Genomic DNA, 16,033 nt, shown 5'->3' on the forward strand with positions numbered 1-16,033 from the left:
CCGGATTGGACGTTTGCTCGACACAAACATCTTCACCCGGATCTGCCGTTCCTTTTTGATGCCAATCCCCGGACTTCGGTGAAGAACCAAAAAGAAACCCGCCTTGCGGCGGGTTTCTTGAAAGCTGGATCCCCGCTTTCGCGGTGATGACGTACCGGCAAAGGCATCCGCGCCTGGCGCGGATGCGCCGTCACGTCACTTGATCTTGCCTTCCTTGTAGATCACGTGCTTGCGGACGACGGGGTCGTACTTGCTGACCTCCATCTTGTTCGGCGTGTTCTTCTTGTTCTTGTCGGTGGTGTAGAAGTGGCCGGTGCCGGCCGAGGAGATCAGACGGATCTTGTCGCGCTTGGTAGCCATGGTTCAGTCCTCCTCAGACCTTCTCGCCCTGCTTGCGCAGGTCGGCGAGGACGGCATCGATGCCGTTCTTGTCGATGGTGCGCAGCGCGGCGGTGGAAACACGGAGTTTGACCCAACGGTTCTCCGAGGCAACCCAGAAACGGCGCTCGTGGAGGTTGGGCTGGAAGCGACGACGGGTCTTGCGATTGGAGTGCGAGACGTTGTTGCCGGTCGTCGTGCGCTTGCCGGTAACTTGGCAGACTTTGGACACTGGGCACCTCGATGGTGTGTGGTTGTCGCCCGTAGCCCGGGTGACGGCGGCCCCGGCGGGATTGCCGGGAGTCGCTGCAAAACGCAGCGAGCCGCGCATTATGCGGGGAAAATCCTTTCCGGGCAAGTACTTGGATGTACGGGCGCTTTGCGAGGCTGGCGGAAATCCGCTTCGCGGCTCGAAATGCCGCTGCGCGGACATCCGCCATCCTCACCGGGCGCGGGTCGGCGTGCTGAGGGTGAACGCCCGGGGCGGGGTTCGAGCGCGCCAGGGATGGCGCGCGGCCGCGCATCGGAGCTGGATGCAAAGCCTAAGCGGCGAACCCTGCCCGGGCGCTCGCCCGGAGTACCGTTATCTGGCCTTGGCTTCGGCGATATAGGCCCGCACCTGCGCCTCCAGCACCGGCAGTGGCACCGAGCCCTGTGCCAGCACCACGTCATGGAAGGCGCGCACGTCGAACTTCGTGCCCAGCGCGGCTTCCGCTTCGCGGCGCAATCGCATGATGGTCAGCTCGCCCAGCTTGTAGCTCAGTGCCTGTGCTGGCCAGCTGATGTAGCGGTCCACCTCGGTGGTGACTTCATGTTCGGACAGCGCGGTGTTGTCGCGCAGGTAGGCCAGCGCCTGTTCGCGCGTCCAGCCCTTGTGATGCACGCCGGTGTCGATCACCAGCCGGCAGGCGCGCCACATCGCATAGGTCAGGCGACCGAAATCGTCATAGGGCGTCTCGTAGATGCCTATTTCGATGCCTAACCACTCGCTGTACAAACCCCAGCCTTCGCCGTAGGCGCTGATGTATTCCTTGCGGAAGTCCGGCACCTCGCCCTGCTCATCGACCAGCGACTGCTGCAGCGAATGGCCCGGCGAGGATTCGTGCAGGGTCAGTGCCGGCAGGTTGTACAGCGGGCGCGAAGGCAGGTCATAGGTATTGACCCAGTAGGTGCCTGCCCCGCCCCGCCCCGCCGTCCAGAACGGCGCGATGTCCGGCGGCACCGGCACGATGGTGAACCGCCCGCGCGGCAGGGTGCCGATGAGCTTGCCGACTTCGCCATCAACCCGCTTGGAAATCCACGCGGCGCGATCCAGCAATGCCTGCGGCGTTCTTGCGTAGAACTGCGGATCGGTGCGCAGGAAGTGCAGGAAGTCGGCGAAGCGTGTCTCTTTCGATGTTCCCTTGAAGCCAAGCGTGTCGATGATCGTGTCCATCTGCGCGCGGATCGCGGCGACTTCCTGCAGGCCGATGGCGTGGATCTCTTCCGCCGGCAGATCCAGCGTGGTGTATTTGCGTATCTGTTCGCGATACCAGTCCACGCCATTCGGCATAGCCTCCGCCGCCAGCGTGGCGCGTGCATTCGGCACGTAGTCCTTGCGGAAGAAGCGCAGCAGCTTTGCGTAGGCGGGGATCACCGCATCGCGGATCGCAGCCCGGCCTTCCGCGCGCAGGGTTTCCTGTTCGGATACCGGGATGGTGGCCGGCATCTTCCGGTACGGCTGCCAGAACGTGGCGTCTTCGACGTTTTTCAAATCGGCGATCATCGCGATGGACACGTCGCGCCCGTCCAGCACCGCGCGCGGCACGCTGAAACCGCGTGCAAGACCGGCGCGCATGTTGGCGATCTGCTGGTCGAAATAACGCGGCACGTCGCGCAGGCGCGCCGCATACGCACGATAGGCATCGGCATCGCGCAGGTCGGCGCGGGCCATGAAGCCGAGGTTCGACCAGAACGAGCTGTCCGCATTGAACGGCATCTGGTAATCGCGGAAGCGGATTTCCGCCGCCATGTGTTCGATCTGCGGGCGATACACCGCGAAGTTGATGCGTTCTTGCGGTGACAGCGCAGCGGTGTCGATGCCGTCCAGCTGTTTCAGCACGCCGTCCAGATACGCCAGCCGTTTTTCCTGTGCCTGCGGCGAGACATCCTCAAGCTGGTGTGCGGGCTTGCGCGTCTTGTCGTCACCATCCCAGGACGGCGACTGCTGCGTGCGCCAGTTCCACTCTGCGGTGTAGATCGCCTTGAACCGTGCATCAGCATCGTGCGCATCGGAGGTTTGCGCGCCGGCAAGCGCGGGCAACAGCAGCAGGCCGAGCAACAGGCCAGACAAGGGAGCTTTCACGAAGCGGCATCCAGCAGGAACATGGCGCGGATCGTAGCACCGCGCCAGCGGCTGCCTGTCGCGATCAGGATTTGTTGCGCAAACGTTCCAGCACGCCGTCCAGCGCGTCGAGATTGGCGTAGTGGATCACCAGCTTGCCCTTGTTGCCGCGCCCGTTGAGCACGTTGACCTTGCTGCCCAGCGTTTCCGACAGCTCGCGTTCCAGCGCGGCGATGTCGGCCTGCGGCGCTTTCGATTTCGATGCCGTTTTCTTCTGCTCGGTCGGCACCTTGCCTGCGGCGAGTTGCTGCACGCGGTGTTCGACCTGACGCACCGACCAGCCTTCCTCGGCGGCCTGCTTCGCAAGTGACACTGCCATCGGCTCGGCCAGCGGCAGCAGTGCGCGGGCGTGGCCCATCTCGATCTTGCCGGTTTGCACCAGCGCGCGGACTGCTTCCGGCAGTTCCAGCAGGCGCAGCAGGTTGGAAACCGCCGCGCGCGAACGGCCCACCGCTTCGGCAGCGGCGGCGTGGGTCAGGTCGAACTCGTCGATCAGCCGCTGCAGGGCTTGCGCTTCTTCCAGAGGGTTCAGGTCTTCGCGCTGGATGTTTTCGATCAGCGCCATCGCCACCACGGTGCGGTCATCGACCACGCGCACCACCACCGGCACTTCGGCCAGCCCCGCGCGTTGCGAAGCGCGCCAGCGGCGTTCACCGGCGATGATTTCAAAGGTGCGGCCACCCTTGCCATCGGCACCGGTGCGCTCGCGCACCACGATGGGCTGGATCACGCCCTGCGCCTTGATCGAGGACGCCAGTTCCTCCAGCCGCGCATCGTCCATGGTGCGGCGCGGCTGGTACTTGCCCGGCACCATCGCATCCACCGGCAAGGTGCGCAGGGTGTCGCCCGGCATCGCCTGCAAGGCGGGTGCCTCGGCGGCGGCCTTGGGGCCAAGCAGTGCTTCCAGACCGCGCCCGAGGCCGCGCTTCTTGGCGCCGGCCTTCACGGCATCCTTGCCTGCACTCATGCGGCCTTCTCCTGCTTCTGCTGGCGTTCGCGCTGGCGGCGGATGACCTCGCCAGCCAGCCCGAGGTAGGCCACGCTGCCACGGCTGGCCTTGTCATAACCGATGATGCTCTGGCCGTGGCTGGGTGCTTCGGCCAGGCGCACGTTGCGCGGCACGATGGTGCGGAACACCAGGTCACCGAAGTGGTTGGTGAGCTCGGCGGACACCGCATTGGCCAGGTTGTTGCGCACGTCGAACATGGTGCGCAGCACGCCTTCGATTTCGAGGTTCGGGTTGAGCCGGCCCTTCAATGCTTCGATGGTGTCGAGCAGCGCGGACAGGCCTTCCAGCGCGTAGTACTCGCACTGCATCGGCACCAGCACGGAATCCGCCGCGTTCAGCGCGTTCAAGGTCAGCAGCGACAGCGACGGCGGGCAATCGATGATGATGAAGTCGTAGCCGTCGCGCACCGCATCCAGCGCCTGCTTGAGCTTGCCTTCGCGGCCCTGCACGTCCATCAACTGGATTTCGGCAGCGGTCAGGTCGATGTTGCCCGGCAGCAGGTCATAACCGTCACCGGAACGCACGATGGCGGCACGCGGCTGCGCCTCGCCCAGCATCACGTCGGTGATCGAGGCTTCCAGCTCGCGCTTGTCGATGCCGCTGCCCATGGTGGCGTTGCCCTGCGGGTCAAGATCGACCAGCAGCACGCGCTTGGGCGTGCGCGCCAGCGCGGCGGCAAGGTTGACGGCGGTGGTGGTCTTGCCGACCCCGCCTTTCTGGTTGGCGATGGCGATGATGCGGGCCATGCGGCATGCGTTCCTGCGGCTGGGCCTGCGCGGCGCGCAGGCAGGACAGGGGATTATGCCCTATGCCTGCGTGCGCACGATTTCGACCAGATGGCGTTCCGCCTCCAGCCCCGGCACCCGCAGTGGATGGATCGCGGCCACCTGCCAGCCCGCAGGCAGGGCGGCGATCTCATCCTTGGGCAGCACGCCCTTCATCGCCAGCAGCTTGCCGCCCGGCCCCGGCAGGTGCCCGCCCAGTTCCAGGATCAGTGGCAGGGTGGCCAGCGCGCGCGCGGTGATGGCGTCGAAGCTGGCAGCGGGCTTGAAGGCCTCGATCCGCGATTCGGCCACCTGCACATTGCCCAGTTTGAGCTGGCGTGCCGCCTCGCGCAGGAAGCGCGCCTTCTTGCCATTGCTCTCCACCAGCGTCACCTGCAAATCCGGCGTGGCAATCGCCAGCGGGATGCCGGGCAGGCCGGGGCCGGTGCCAAGGTCGGCCAGCGTGCGCAGGTCACGCACGAATGGCTGCATCGCCAGCGAGTCCAGCAGGTGCTTGACCAGCATCTCGCGTGGGTCGCGGATCGCGGTCAGGTTGTAGGTGGCGTTCCAGCGCGCCAGCAGCGCCAGATAGTCCAGCAGTGGCGCGGCCAGCGCCGGGGCCAGTGCGAGTTGCGAAAGCCCGGCTTCAAGGTCAGGGCGGAGAGCGTCGTTCATGGCGTCCATTGTAGGAGCGGGCCATGGCCGTGAGTGCTGACACCACCATAACGAGATGCAGGCATACTGCGGCTACCCCACGCGCCCCGTGCGAGAACATCCGCCGGGTTCCCATCGATCATCCGGAGGCAAAAATGAACTTCATCATCATGTTGATCGTCGGCGGTATCGCCGGCTGGCTGGCAAGCATCGTCATGAAAACCGATGGCCAGCAGGGCATCATCCTCAATGTCGTGGTCGGCATCATCGGTGGTTTCCTTGGCGGCTATCTGCTGCCGATGGTCGGCCTGAGTTTCAGCGGGCTGGTGGGCTATCTCATCACCGCACTGATCGGCGCAATCGTCCTGCTTGCCATCGTCAACCTGTTCCGGCGCGGCAGCGTGCGCTGATTCGCGGCACCACGCGGATGTTCCCGAAGGCCCGGTTCGCCGGGCCTTCTTCGTTTAGCCGCGCAACGTCACGAAGGCCGGCGCATGGTCGCTGGCGCGTTCCCAGGTGCGCGGCGTGCGGTCGATGCCGGCATCCACCGCATCATCTTTCAACGCATCCGACACCAGGGTCAGGTCGATGCGCAGGCCCAGGTTGCGGCGGAACGCGGCCTGCCGGTAATCCCACCAGCTGAAGATGCCGGCACCGTCATGATGCAGGCGGAAGCCGTCATGCAGGCCAAGGTCGAGCAGACGTTTCAACGCGGCGCGCTCGGCAGTGGAGGTGAGGATGTGGTCGTCGTTCCACGTTGCCGGGTCATGCACGTCACGGTCGTCGGGCGCGATGTTGAAATCGCCCAGCACCACCAGCTTCGGATGCTTGCGCAGCTCATCGGCCAGCCAACCGTGTACTGCATCCAGCCAGCGCAGCTTGTAGGCGTATTTCTCGGTGCCGATGTCCTGCCCGTTGACCACGTACAGATTGACGATGCGCACGTCATTCACCGTCGCCGCGATCGCGCGCGCCTGCACGTCGTCGAAGCCGGGAATGGCGACCTGCACATCGTCCAGCGCACGCTCGCGCGCGAGGATCGCCACGCCGTTGTAGGTCTTCTGCCCGTGGAACACGCTGCGGTAGCCAAGTTCCGCGAGTGCCGCATCGGGGAAGCGGTGGTCTTCCAGCTTGGTTTCCTGCAAGCCCACCACGTCCGGCGCGAAGTCACGCAGCCAGTCCTGTAATTGCGGCAGGCGGACGTTGAGGGAGTTGACGTTCCAGGAGGCGATTTTCATGCGCGGCATCGTAGTCCATGCCGCGTGCGATCGCTCACCTGACAATCAAATCCAGCAACCACTTCGCCTTCGAATACGGCGGCTTGAGCAGGTCACTGCCGGTGCGGCGGGCCTGCCAGAGGATCGGCAACTGCTTGCTCATGGCATCGAAGCCTGCGCGGGCGTGGTACGCGCCCATGCCGCTGGCACCAACGCCGCCGAACGGCAGGTTGCCGATGGCGAAGTGGAACAGGGTGTCATTGACCGACACACCGCCTGCAACGGTTTCGTGCAGGATTTTTTCCACCGTGGCCTTGCTGTGGCTGAAGGGATACAGCGCCAGCGGGCGGTCGTGCGCGTTGATGTAGGCGATGGCTTCGTCCAGCGTGGCGTAGCGCTTGATCGGCAGCAGCGGGCCAAAGATTTCCTCCTGCATCACCTTCGCATCGTCGCCCGGTTCCAGCAGCAGGGTGGGCGGCAGCAGGCGTTGTGACGGATCGGCGCTGCCGGCAAGCGTGATGGTGTCGATGCCGCGTTGCTGTGCATCATCCAGATAGCCTTGCAGGCGCGCATATTGGCCGTCGTTGACGATGCGGGTGTAGTCGTTGGTGTTGGAAAAATCACTGCCGAAGCGTGCATGCACTTCCGCGCGCAGTGCCTGCACCAGCGCATTGCGCTTGCGTGCCGGCACCAGCACGTAATCGGGCGCGATGCAGGTCTGGCCGCAGTTGAACCACTTGCCGGTGGCAAGCCGTGCGGCGGCTTTTTCGATGGGATAGTCGTCGGCAATGATGGCCGGCGACTTGCCGCCCAGCTCCAGCGTCAGCGGCGTCAGGTTGGGCGCGGCAGCGGCCATCACCTTGCGGCCTACGGCGGTGGAGCCGGTGAACACCAGATGGTCGAATGGCAACGCGGCAAATGCAGCGCCCACATCCGCGCCGCCGGTGGCAACCGCGACGCGCTGCGGCGGGAATACTTCGGCCAAAAGATCACGCAGGAAGGCGCTGCTGCGCGGCGTGTGTTCCGACGGTTTCAGATAGACGTGGTTGCCGGCCGCAATCGCGGTGGCAAGCGGAATCAATGCAAGGTTGACCGGGTAGTTCCACGGCGCGATCACGCCCACCACGCCCAGCGGCACCGGGCGCACCTGTGCGCGCGCGGGCAAAAAGCGCCAGCCCACGCCAACGCGCCTGGGCTTCATCCAGCTGCGCAGATGCTTGAGCAGGTGATCGATGTCATTGAGCACGGTCATGCCATCGGCGATCCGGCTCTCGTCCTTCGAGCGATGGCCGAAGTCGGCGGCAATCGCATCGGCCATCTCGTCCAGCCTGCGCTTGAGCGCGTTGCGCAGGCGCTGCAGGTCGTTGCGACGCTGCGCGTAATCCGGCTTGCGTGCCTGCCACGCATCGCGCAGGCGTTGCAGCGTGGGGGCAAGGTCGGAAACGGGTGTGTCGGCGAAGGCATCCATGACCGGAGTGTAGTGCCGGCACCCTGCGTCGTGGCTCTAGAATGACGGCATGAACGCGAATTCGCCGATCCTGCGCCCCTACCGCGACCATTTTCCCACCCTCGGCCAGCGCACATACGTGGATCCCGCCGCCAGCGTGATTGGCGACGTGGTGCTGGGCGATGACGTGTCGGTCTGGCCGTTCACCGTGATCCGCGGCGACGTGAACTTCATCCGCATCGGTGACCGCACCAACATCCAGGACGGCACCGTGGTCCACGTCAGCCACGATGGCCCGCACGCGAAGCTGGGCGGTTTCGCCACCCGCATTGGTTCCGATGTCACCATCGGCCACAAGGCGATCATCCACGCCTGCACGATCGAGGATGCCGTGCTGATCGGCATGGGTGCGATCGTGTTGGATGGCGCAGTGGTGAAGAAGCACGGCTTCGTCGGTGCCGGTGCGCTGGTGCCGCCGGGAAAGGTAGTGGGCGAAGGTGAGCTGTGGCTGGGCAACCCGGCGAAGAAGGCACGCATGTTGAGCGATGCCGAAATCGAAGCGCTGTACTACAGCGCCGGCCACTACGTGCGGTTGAAGGATGAGTATCTGGCGGGTGGTGCGTGAATGGCGATGAGCTGCATGGCATGATGCCGTCGCTGGAAGTAGCGGCGGTACAACGGAGAAACCGGCGATGAAGATCCTGAAGGCATGGCTGCTGGCATTGATGCTTGTATCGGTTTCCGCGCAGGCAGGCGACAAGCCGGCTGTGGGCGCGGTCGGCGAAAGCCTGATGACGCTGCGGGTGGACGGCGAGCTGACCATCGGCACGGAAGGACAGGTGCTGGAATACAAACTCCGCACGCAACCGAACCAGCTGATACGGGACATGCTGGCCAAGGACATTCCAACATGGCAGCTGGTGCCGGTCTTGCAGGGCGGGCGACCGGTCAAGGCGAGAACGCCGATGCGGATCACACTGGCTGCCACGGAGGTTGCGGGCGGTTACGAAGTCCGGATCGACAACGTGGTGTTCGCACCCTTGACCAGGCAAGACTACGATGAGGCTCAGGCTGCAGAACGCGCTGCCTTCGAGAACGGTGAAACCATCACGACGGCAGATGAACCGGCATCGGCACCGGCATTCATCACGTCACGCAAAATGCAGCCGCCGAGTTACCCGACCGGACTGCTGTACGCCGGTGTCGAGGGCATCGTGCTGCTGATCCTGCGCCTCAACCCGGACGGCACGGTGGCCGAGGCCTTCGCGGCGCAATCCAGCCTGCTCAACATCAAGGGGAGGCCGACGATTCTGGACAAGGCGCGTGCCCTGCTGGAAAAGGAGTCGCTGCGTGCAGCACAGAAATGGACGTTCGATATCGAGACCCACAATCCCTCGGCGTTGAGCAACAAAGACATGACGCTCCGGATTCCCGTGGACTACAGGCTGAGTGATTCGGGAAAAAAAGACACTGCCCCCGAGATTGCCGGTACATGGCGTCATGAGTTCCGTGGGCCGAACCTGACGGCACCATGGCTGCGCGACGAGAAGAACCAGCAGGTCGTGAGTGTTTCCGACCTTGCTGAAAACGAACAGATTTCCGGCACCTCCCCGTTCCGCCTGCGTGACCGTGGCGTGCTGGGTCGGGCGCTCTGATTTTTCTGGATCGGAGCGAGCGAAATACGCCGCTCCGGTTTCAGTTGCTGGCGATCAGCCCGCGCAGCTGCGCATACACCGCATCGGTTTGCGGACGCAGGCCGTGCCACAGCGCGAAGCTTTCGGCGGCTTGTTCCACCAGCATGCCCAGGCCGTCGATGGCGCTGCGGCAGCCGGCTTCGCATGCCCATGCAAGGAACGCGGCGGCGGCATCGGCATAGCCCAGATCAACGGCGGCGGCATCGGCTGCAACCAGCGTGGCGGGAAGTGCGGGCAGGTTTCCACCGCGCGTCGCCGAGGTGGCATTGATGAGCAAATCGAAGCCGCCAAGCATGGGCAAGGCATCCAGCGCATGCGCCTGCGTGCGATCCGGTTCGCCCATCGCGGCGGTCAGCGCCTGCGCGCGTTCGATGCTGCGATTGGCGACCACAAGTTCACGGATGCCGGCATCCAGCAGCGCCGGTGCCACACCGCGCGCCGCACCGCCCGCGCCCAGCAGCAGCACGCGGCGTTCGCGCAGGTCGAGGCCGTGGCGTTCGCTCAGGTCACGCACCAGCCCAACGCCGTCGGTGTTGTCGCCGCGCCAACCGGTATCGGTGCGGATCAGTGTGTTCACCGCACCGGCACGCTGCGCACGCGCGCTGGTTTCGATGCATAGCGCGAAGGCGTCTTCCTTCAGCGGCAGGGTGACATTCGCGCCTTGCACGCCGCTGGCGGCAAGTTTGTCCGCGAAATCGGCGTGCCCGGCTTCGATGGCGATGTAGTCCAGCGCGATCCCGGTTTGCCGCGCGAACGCGGCATGGATGCGCGGCGAACGGGAATGCGAGATCGGCGTGCCGAAGACGGCAAACCGCTTCATGCCGCGCCTTTCAACCAGCGCGCCGCATCCAGCGCGAAATAGGTCAGCACGCCATCGGCACCGGCGCGCTTGAACGCCAGCAGCGCTTCCAGCGCCACGCTCTTTTCGTCGACCCAGCCGTTCTGCGCGGCGGCCTTGATCATCGCGTACTCGCCACTGACCTGATATGCATAGGTCGGGCGCTTGAACTGCTGCTTCACCCGATACAGCACGTCCAGATACGGCAGGCCCGGCTTCACCATCACCATGTCCGCGCCTTCGGCAAGGTCGAGGCCGACTTCGTGCAGCGCTTCGTCCGAGTTCGCCGGATCCATCTGGTAGGTGTGTTTGTTGCCCTTGCCCAGGTTGCCGGCGCTGCCCACGGCGCTGCGGAACGGGCCGTAGAAGGCGCTGGCGTACTTGGCGCTGTAGGCCATGATCCGCGTGTGGATGTAACCGCCAGCTTCCAGCGCAGCGCGGATTGCGCCGATGCGCCCGTCCATCATGTCGCTGGGCGAGACGATGTCCACGCCGGCAGCGGCATGCGCCAGCGACTGCTTGATGAGGGCTTCGATGGTTTCGTCGTTGAGGATGTAGCCAGTGTCGTCGATCAGCCCGTCCTGCCCGTGGGTGGTGTACGGATCGAGCGCCTGATCGCTCATCACGCCAAGTTCCGGGAAGCGCGACTTCAACGCGCGGATCGCACGCGGCACGATGCCGTTTTCATCCCATGCCACGCGCCCGTCGGCGGTCTTGGCATCGGGGCTTGGCACGCCGAACAGGTCGAGCACCGGCACGCCCAGCTCCAGCGCCTGTTCGCCCACGCGCAGCAGTTCGTCGATGGAGAGCCGCTCCACGCCCGGCATCGAAGGCACCGGCACGCGGCCCTGCGCTTCGTGGACGAAGACCGGATAGATGAAGTCGTTGGCGGTCAGGACGGTTTCGCGCATCAGCCGGCGCGAGAAGTCGTCACGGCGCATGCGCCGGGGGCGTGCAAGTGGATAAGTCATGGCGGCAAGTTTACGCCCGGACGCGGGCGCGGCCTTGCCTCAGGTCAAGCTCAGATGACGCCGCCACCCAGGGTCAGGCGCAGCGCGCCGATCACCGCAGCGGCAAGGTTGAGGATCAACCCGGCCTTGGCCCGGCCCCGGTTCTGCGGCGAGGTCAGCGCATAGGCGATCGCGGCGATGATCGCGCCGACGGCGGCGAACGGGATCATGAACCAGTTGCCCCAGCCCAGCAGGGGAATGAAGGCCAGCAGCATCCACAGCAGGGCGAAGATGCCCCAGATCACGCTGATGAGTCCCATGGCGATGCTGCTCCGAAGTTGCGGGTGACGTGGTCAGGATATGCGGGCGATGCGGGCGCAATGCAAGCCCGGTCAGGCATGCACGCCGTCGATTTCCACCGCCAGCTCGCGCCGACAGACGTGTGCGTGCAGCACGATGCGCGGCACCTCCGGCAGGTGCTGCGCCATCAGCGCATCCACGCGCGCCATTGCCTCGGCATCGCGCACATAGACCTTCAGCACCGAACCCGCACCGGGCTGCGCCGGCAGCGCGGGCCGCTGCACGCGCGCGGTGTCGATCAGGCTACGCAGGTTCGCCAGCACTTCGTCCAGTTGCGCTTCCAGCGAATCGCCGTGCTGCGAGGCGTGGCCGACCACGGCGGCGGTGCCGGACAGCAGCAGCGGCATCGACGCCTCCGCCGGCAACAGCGCGCGGGCAAAACCGGGCGCCTGCGGGCCGTACTGGCGCGGGTAGCGCCATGCCTGCACCTGTCGCGGGTTCTCCAGCGGCGTGCCGGCGCGGCGCGCAGCCAGCCAGTACAACTGGAAGCACCCGCTGGCATGCGGATGGCCGATGGCGGTGGCGGCAGGCAGTTCCTGCGGTGGCTGCTCGCGCCCGATCCCGCGCGCGCGGCCCACACAGAAGCGGCGATAGCGCTCGGCATCGCCCTCGCCTTCGGTGATCGCATCCATGTAGTTCCAGATGCGCAGCACGTGCGGATGCGTGGACGCGGCCAGCCACGTTTGCAGGCGCGCGTAGGCCTGCCTGGCGATGGTGTCGATGTCGCCGTCATCGGCGATTTCCAGCGCACCGAATTGCAGGCCACCGCCTTCGCTCCACGCAATGCCGTCGCTGCGACCGTGCGCCACCTCGCCATCCACCCTCCAGCATTCCAGCGGCGCGCGGCCATGCGCAGGCAATGCGACATGCAGGTAGCGCGGGTCGCCGTGCAATGCGGGCGCGGCATCGCCAAAACCGAATACCGCCAGCGTGCCGGGCGCGGCCAGCAGGGCATCGGGCGTGGCATCGCGGTACGCCACGCGCAGCGTGGCCGGATGCGGGGCAGTGGCGGGGAACGACGACATCGGGGCGCGGATGATACCGCGCGCGCCGGGATGCCTTGCGGCGCGGCCACCTCCCACCATTGGCACGGGCGTCCGTGCAGGCGGCGCGCTAGGATCGCCCGGTTGCCTGCAAGGGCGTCGGGTCGAGCAAAGAGGATGCAATGGCCGGGAACATGGCGAAGGGCTGGCTGGCGGTGGCGCTGCTGATGGGCGCTGCGGGCATGGGCGATGCGCAGGCGCAGGTGACCCGCGCCGATTACGAGCGTGCGGCGAAGATGCTGGGTGATCGCACCGCACCGCTGGTGGATGGGCAGGCGCGGGTGCTGGACTGGCTGGACGACGGCAGCGTGGTCTATCAGACCTCCAGCGGCGGCAAGACCGATTTCCTGCGGCTTGATCCGAACACCGGCAAGACCACGCCTGCGTTCAACCGGCAGGCGCTGGCTGATGCCATGAACCTTGCCTCCGGTGGCAAGGGCCGCCCCGCCGATGCCGACAAGCTGCGCGTTGCCGGCGTGAGCCTGCAAGGCGGCGCGTTGCAGGTCTCCACATCCAGTGGCGCATTTCGCTGCGACGGTGGCGGATGCAGCGCGGTGCAGAAGCCAAAGACCGGCAGCGAGCCCGGCACGGCATCGCCCGACGGCAAGCGCGAGGCCTTCATCCGTGACTGGAACCTGTGGTTGCGCGAGACTGCCAGCGGCAAGGAAACCCAGCTCACCTTCGATGGCACGACCGACTACGGCTACGCCACCGACAACGCCGGCTGGAAGCACACCGACAACGCCATCGTGGCGTGGTCAGCGGACGGCAAGAAGATCGCCACCTTCCAGCAGGACCAGCGCAAGACCCGCACCATGACCATGGTCGGCACCAATGTCGGCGCGCCCAAGGTGGAGCAGTGGAAGTACCCGTTCGTGGGCGATGAACACATCACCATGATCGAGCGCGTCATCATCGACCTCACCGGCGACAAGCCGCGCACCATCCGCTTGCAGATGCCGCCGGACCAGCACCGCTCCACCTGCAGCGATGACGTTGCCTGCGAGAACTACTGGGGCGATGTGGAATGGGCGGACGTGCAATGGGCGAAGGACGGCAAGACGCTGGCCTTCGTCAGCACCGATCGCGGCCACAAGTCCGCGCTGCTGCGCGTGGCCGATGCCGCCACCGGCAAGGTGCGTGACGTGTTCGAGGAAACCGTCGCCACCCAGTACCAGAGCGCGCCCGAGCTGGGGTCGGTGAACTGGCGCTACCTGCCGGAGAGTGGCGAGTTCCTGTGGTTCAGCCAGAAGTCCGATTGGGGCCATCTGTACCTGCACGACCTTGCCACCGGCAAGCAGAAGCGGCAGGTCACCAGCGGCGACTGGAACGTGACCAAGATCGGGTATCTCGATACGGCATCACGCACGCTCTGGATCGAAGGCGTGGGCCGCGAAGCCGGGCGTGATCCGTACTTCGTCCATTACTACAAGGTCGGTCTGGACGGCGGCGAGGTGACGCTGCTGACGCCGGAAAACGCCAACCACGCGATCACCGCGTCGCAGGACGGCAAGCATTTCGTCGATGTGTATTCCACCATCGACACCGCGCCGGTGGCGGTGCTGCGCGATGGCGATGGCAAGCAGGTCGCCGAACTCGCGCGCGCCGATCTCACCCGCCTGAAAGCGGCCGGTTGGGTCGCGCCGGAGTCGTTCACGGTCAAGGCGCGCGACGGCAAGACCGACCTGTACGGGCAGATGTTCAAGCCGTCCAGTTTCGATGCGTCGAAGAAGTACCCCATCGTCACCTACATCTACCCCGGCCCGCAGGTGGGCTCGGTGCGCAGCCGCAGCTTCGTGCCCGCGCATGGTGACCATCAGGCGCTTGCGGAACTGGGTTTCATCGTCATCGCACTGGACGGCATGGGCACGCCGCTGCGCAGCAAGTCCTTCCAGGATGCGTGGTACGGCAACATGGCCGACAACACCCTGCCCGATCAGGTCGCCGCGCTGAAGCAGCTGGGTGAAAAGTACCCGTGGATCGACACCACCCGCACCGGCATGTGGGGCCATTCCGGCGGCGGCAACGCCACCACCACCGCGATGTTCCGCTACCCGGACGTCTATAAGGTCGGCATCGCCGAATCCGGCAACCACGACAACCTGACCTACGAGGATGATTGGGGCGAGCGCTACCACGGCCTGCTCGAAAAGAAAGACGACGGCAGCAGCAACTACACCGGGCAGGACAACGCCGCCCACGCGAAGAACCTGAAAGGCAAGCTGTTCCTGATCCACGGCATGATGGATGACAACGTGCCGGTGCAGTCCACCTTGCAGGTGGTCGATGCGCTGATGAAGGCGAACAAGGACTTCGACCTGCTGCTGCTGCCGCACGCCCGCCACGGCTTCGGCGCGGACAGCTACTACGTGATGCGCAGGCGCTGGGACTACTTCGTCAAAAACCTGCTGAACGTCGAACCGCCAGCGCAGTTCGAGGTGAAGCAGCAACTCTGAGGTGCTGCTCCTCCCCCTGCGAAAGCAGGGGGAGGTTGGGAAGGCTGGCTTTGTGACGGGTTTCAACCCCACCCCAGCCCTCGCCTTCAAGAAGGGGGGGAGATGGGAAGCCCTTACCTCGCCCCTTGTCCGAACAGCACTTTCTTCTCCTCGTCGGACAGCGGTTTGCCGGCATCCGGGTTCACCTGCTTCGACAGCGCATACGCGCGCTGCGTGGCCGGGCGCGCGGCGATGGTCGCCTGCCAGCGGCGCACATTGGCGAATGGCGCAAGATCCAGCGGCGCCTTGGTGTAGGGGCTGATCCACGGATACGCCGCCATGTCGGCGATGCTGTACTCGCCGCCGGCGATGAAGTCACGGCCTTCCAGTCGCTTGTCCAGCACGCCCAGCAGGCGTTCGGCTTCCTTGCGGTAGCGCTCCTTCGCATACGGCAGGTCTTCCGGTGCATACACATGGAAATGTCCGTACTGCCCGGTCATCGGGCCAAGGCCGGCCATCTGCCAGAACAGCCATTCGTTGACCGCCATGCGCTGGCGCAACGTCGCTTGCGCGTCCGCGCCTTCGGGAATGCCGAGAAAGCGCCCGGTCTTGTTGGCCAGATACAGCAAGATCGCGCCGGACTCGAACACGGAAATCGGCGCGCCGCCATCGGCAGGCGCGTGATCGACGATCGCCGGCATCTTGTTGTTCGGCGAAATGGCAAGGAAACCGGCATCGAACTGCGCGCCCTTGCCGATGTCCACCGGCACGATGCGGTAGTCCAGTCCAGCTTCTTCAAGGAACAAGGTGATCTTGTGGCCGTTGGGCGTGGGCCAGTAATAGAGGTCGATCATGAAATGG

General features: G+C 65.4%; 17 protein-coding genes. 4 read left to right on the forward strand and 13 right to left on the reverse strand.

The genetic code is table 11. The features are described from left to right. Positions 1-195 precede the first annotated feature (195 nt). The 6 genes from rpmG to rsmG form a co-directional block, all read right to left on the reverse strand. A complete protein-coding gene (rpmG, locus tag QM612_RS07615; RefSeq protein WP_415253297.1) occupies positions 196-360 on the reverse strand; it encodes a 50S ribosomal protein L33 in 165 nt (54 codons plus the stop codon). Positions 361-373: 13 nt separating this feature from the next. Next, the gene (rpmB, locus tag QM612_RS07620) at positions 374-610 is read right to left on the reverse strand and encodes a 50S ribosomal protein L28 (RefSeq protein WP_187571696.1); all 237 of its coding nucleotides are present in this window, start codon (positions 608-610) and stop codon (positions 374-376) included. Positions 611-961: 351 nt separating this feature from the next. Then, complete coding sequence (locus QM612_RS07625) at positions 962-2,722, reverse strand: DUF885 domain-containing protein (RefSeq protein WP_415253298.1); 1,761 nt, start codon at positions 2,720-2,722, stop codon at positions 962-964. 64 nt (positions 2,723-2,786) lie between these two features. After that, the gene (locus QM612_RS07630) at positions 2,787-3,728 is read right to left on the reverse strand and encodes a ParB/RepB/Spo0J family partition protein (protein ID WP_415253299.1); all 942 of its coding nucleotides are present in this window, start codon (positions 3,726-3,728) and stop codon (positions 2,787-2,789) included. Next, positions 3,725-4,516, reverse strand: a complete 792-nt coding sequence (locus QM612_RS07635) for a ParA family protein (protein WP_415253300.1) — start codon at positions 4,514-4,516, stop codon at positions 3,725-3,727. The genes QM612_RS07630 and QM612_RS07635 overlap by 4 nt, the downstream gene beginning before the upstream one ends. A gap of 60 nt (positions 4,517-4,576) precedes the next feature. Continuing rightward, positions 4,577-5,209 (reverse strand): 16S rRNA (guanine(527)-N(7))-methyltransferase RsmG, encoded by a 633-nt coding sequence (gene rsmG / locus QM612_RS07640; RefSeq protein ID WP_415253301.1) that lies wholly within the window; start codon positions 5,207-5,209, stop codon positions 4,577-4,579. Between the two features lie 134 nt (positions 5,210-5,343). Here rsmG and QM612_RS07645 point away from each other — a divergent pair, with 134 nt between their 5' ends. Continuing rightward, positions 5,344-5,598, forward strand: coding sequence for a GlsB/YeaQ/YmgE family stress response membrane protein (locus QM612_RS07645; protein WP_415253302.1), 255 nt, complete (start codon positions 5,344-5,346; stop codon positions 5,596-5,598). 54 nt (positions 5,599-5,652) lie between these two features. Here QM612_RS07645 and xth read toward each other — a convergent pair whose 3' ends face one another. Together xth and QM612_RS07655 are read right to left on the reverse strand one after the other, a co-directional pair. Further along, positions 5,653-6,426, reverse strand: a complete 774-nt coding sequence (gene xth, locus QM612_RS07650; protein ID WP_415253303.1) for an exodeoxyribonuclease III — start codon at positions 6,424-6,426, stop codon at positions 5,653-5,655. Between the two features lie 34 nt (positions 6,427-6,460). After that, positions 6,461-7,873: a coniferyl aldehyde dehydrogenase gene (locus tag QM612_RS07655; RefSeq protein ID WP_415253304.1), complete on the reverse strand. Its 1,413-nt coding sequence runs from the start codon at positions 7,871-7,873 to the stop codon at positions 6,461-6,463. Positions 7,874-7,922: 49 nt separating this feature from the next. On the opposite strand from QM612_RS07655, the gene QM612_RS07660 reads away from it, so the two are divergent. Together QM612_RS07660 and QM612_RS07665 are read left to right on the forward strand one after the other, a co-directional pair. Then, on the forward strand, positions 7,923-8,477 hold the full coding sequence (locus QM612_RS07660) for a gamma carbonic anhydrase family protein (protein ID WP_415253305.1): 555 nt from the start codon (positions 7,923-7,925) through the stop codon (positions 8,475-8,477). Positions 8,478-8,544: 67 nt separating this feature from the next. Beyond that, entirely contained in the window at positions 8,545-9,507 is a 963-nt protein-coding gene (locus QM612_RS07665; RefSeq protein ID WP_415253306.1) for a hypothetical protein, read from the forward strand. 40 nt (positions 9,508-9,547) lie between these two features. Here QM612_RS07665 and aroE read toward each other — a convergent pair whose 3' ends face one another. The 4 genes from aroE to QM612_RS07685 all read right to left on the reverse strand — a co-directional run bounded on the left by aroE (position 9,548) and on the right by QM612_RS07685 (position 12,731). After that, entirely contained in the window at positions 9,548-10,366 is an 819-nt protein-coding gene (gene aroE / locus QM612_RS07670) for a shikimate dehydrogenase (RefSeq protein WP_415253307.1), read from the reverse strand. Continuing rightward, on the reverse strand, positions 10,363-11,355 hold the full coding sequence (hemB, locus tag QM612_RS07675) for a porphobilinogen synthase (RefSeq protein WP_415253308.1): 993 nt from the start codon (positions 11,353-11,355) through the stop codon (positions 10,363-10,365). Before hemB ends, aroE begins: the two co-directional genes overlap by 4 nt. Before the next feature lie 50 nt (positions 11,356-11,405). Further along, positions 11,406-11,654: a hypothetical protein gene (locus tag QM612_RS07680; RefSeq protein ID WP_415253309.1), complete on the reverse strand. Its 249-nt coding sequence runs from the start codon at positions 11,652-11,654 to the stop codon at positions 11,406-11,408. Positions 11,655-11,726: 72 nt separating this feature from the next. Beyond that, positions 11,727-12,731, reverse strand: a complete 1,005-nt coding sequence (locus QM612_RS07685; RefSeq protein ID WP_415253316.1) for a pteridine-dependent deoxygenase — start codon at positions 12,729-12,731, stop codon at positions 11,727-11,729. Between the two features lie 128 nt (positions 12,732-12,859). Between QM612_RS07685 and QM612_RS07690 the strand changes: the two genes are divergently transcribed. After that, the gene (locus QM612_RS07690) at positions 12,860-15,193 is read left to right on the forward strand and encodes a DPP IV N-terminal domain-containing protein (RefSeq protein ID WP_415253310.1); all 2,334 of its coding nucleotides are present in this window, start codon (positions 12,860-12,862) and stop codon (positions 15,191-15,193) included. 113 nt (positions 15,194-15,306) lie between these two features. On the opposite strand, the gene QM612_RS07695 is transcribed toward QM612_RS07690, so the two are convergent. Continuing rightward, positions 15,307-16,026 carry a glutathione binding-like protein gene (locus QM612_RS07695; protein WP_415253317.1) on the reverse strand — a complete coding sequence of 240 codons (720 nt, stop codon included), beginning with the start codon at positions 16,024-16,026 and terminating at the stop codon, positions 15,307-15,309. Positions 16,027-16,033 lie beyond the last annotated feature (7 nt).

Source organism: Thermomonas sp., assembly GCF_047606765.1.
In the GTDB taxonomy this organism is placed as follows: domain Bacteria; phylum Pseudomonadota; class Gammaproteobacteria; order Xanthomonadales; family Xanthomonadaceae; genus Thermomonas.

Coding starts and splice junctions, on each gene's coding strand:
- QM612_RS07655 (WP_415253304.1), bottom strand. CDS start 7,873: ATGGATGCCTTCGCCGACACACCCGTTTCCGACCTTGCCCCCACGCTG.
- QM612_RS07660 (WP_415253305.1), top strand. CDS start 7,923: ATGAACGCGAATTCGCCGATCCTGCGCCCCTACCGCGACCATTTTCCC.
- QM612_RS07680 (WP_415253309.1), bottom strand. CDS start 11,654: ATGGGACTCATCAGCGTGATCTGGGGCATCTTCGCCCTGCTGTGGATG.
- QM612_RS07645 (WP_415253302.1), top strand. CDS start 5,344: ATGAACTTCATCATCATGTTGATCGTCGGCGGTATCGCCGGCTGGCTG.
- QM612_RS07630 (WP_415253299.1), bottom strand. CDS start 3,728: ATGAGTGCAGGCAAGGATGCCGTGAAGGCCGGCGCCAAGAAGCGCGGC.
- QM612_RS07665 (WP_415253306.1), top strand. CDS start 8,545: ATGAAGATCCTGAAGGCATGGCTGCTGGCATTGATGCTTGTATCGGTT.
- aroE (WP_415253307.1), bottom strand. CDS start 10,366: ATGAAGCGGTTTGCCGTCTTCGGCACGCCGATCTCGCATTCCCGTTCG.
- hemB (WP_415253308.1), bottom strand. CDS start 11,355: ATGACTTATCCACTTGCACGCCCCCGGCGCATGCGCCGTGACGACTTC.
- QM612_RS07635 (WP_415253300.1), bottom strand. CDS start 4,516: ATGGCCCGCATCATCGCCATCGCCAACCAGAAAGGCGGGGTCGGCAAG.
- rsmG (WP_415253301.1), bottom strand. CDS start 5,209: ATGAACGACGCTCTCCGCCCTGACCTTGAAGCCGGGCTTTCGCAACTC.
- QM612_RS07690 (WP_415253310.1), top strand. CDS start 12,860: ATGGCCGGGAACATGGCGAAGGGCTGGCTGGCGGTGGCGCTGCTGATG.
- rpmG (WP_415253297.1), bottom strand. CDS start 360: ATGGCTACCAAGCGCGACAAGATCCGTCTGATCTCCTCGGCCGGCACC.
- QM612_RS07695 (WP_415253317.1), bottom strand. CDS start 16,026: ATGATCGACCTCTATTACTGGCCCACGCCCAACGGCCACAAGATCACC.
- xth (WP_415253303.1), bottom strand. CDS start 6,426: ATGAAAATCGCCTCCTGGAACGTCAACTCCCTCAACGTCCGCCTGCCG.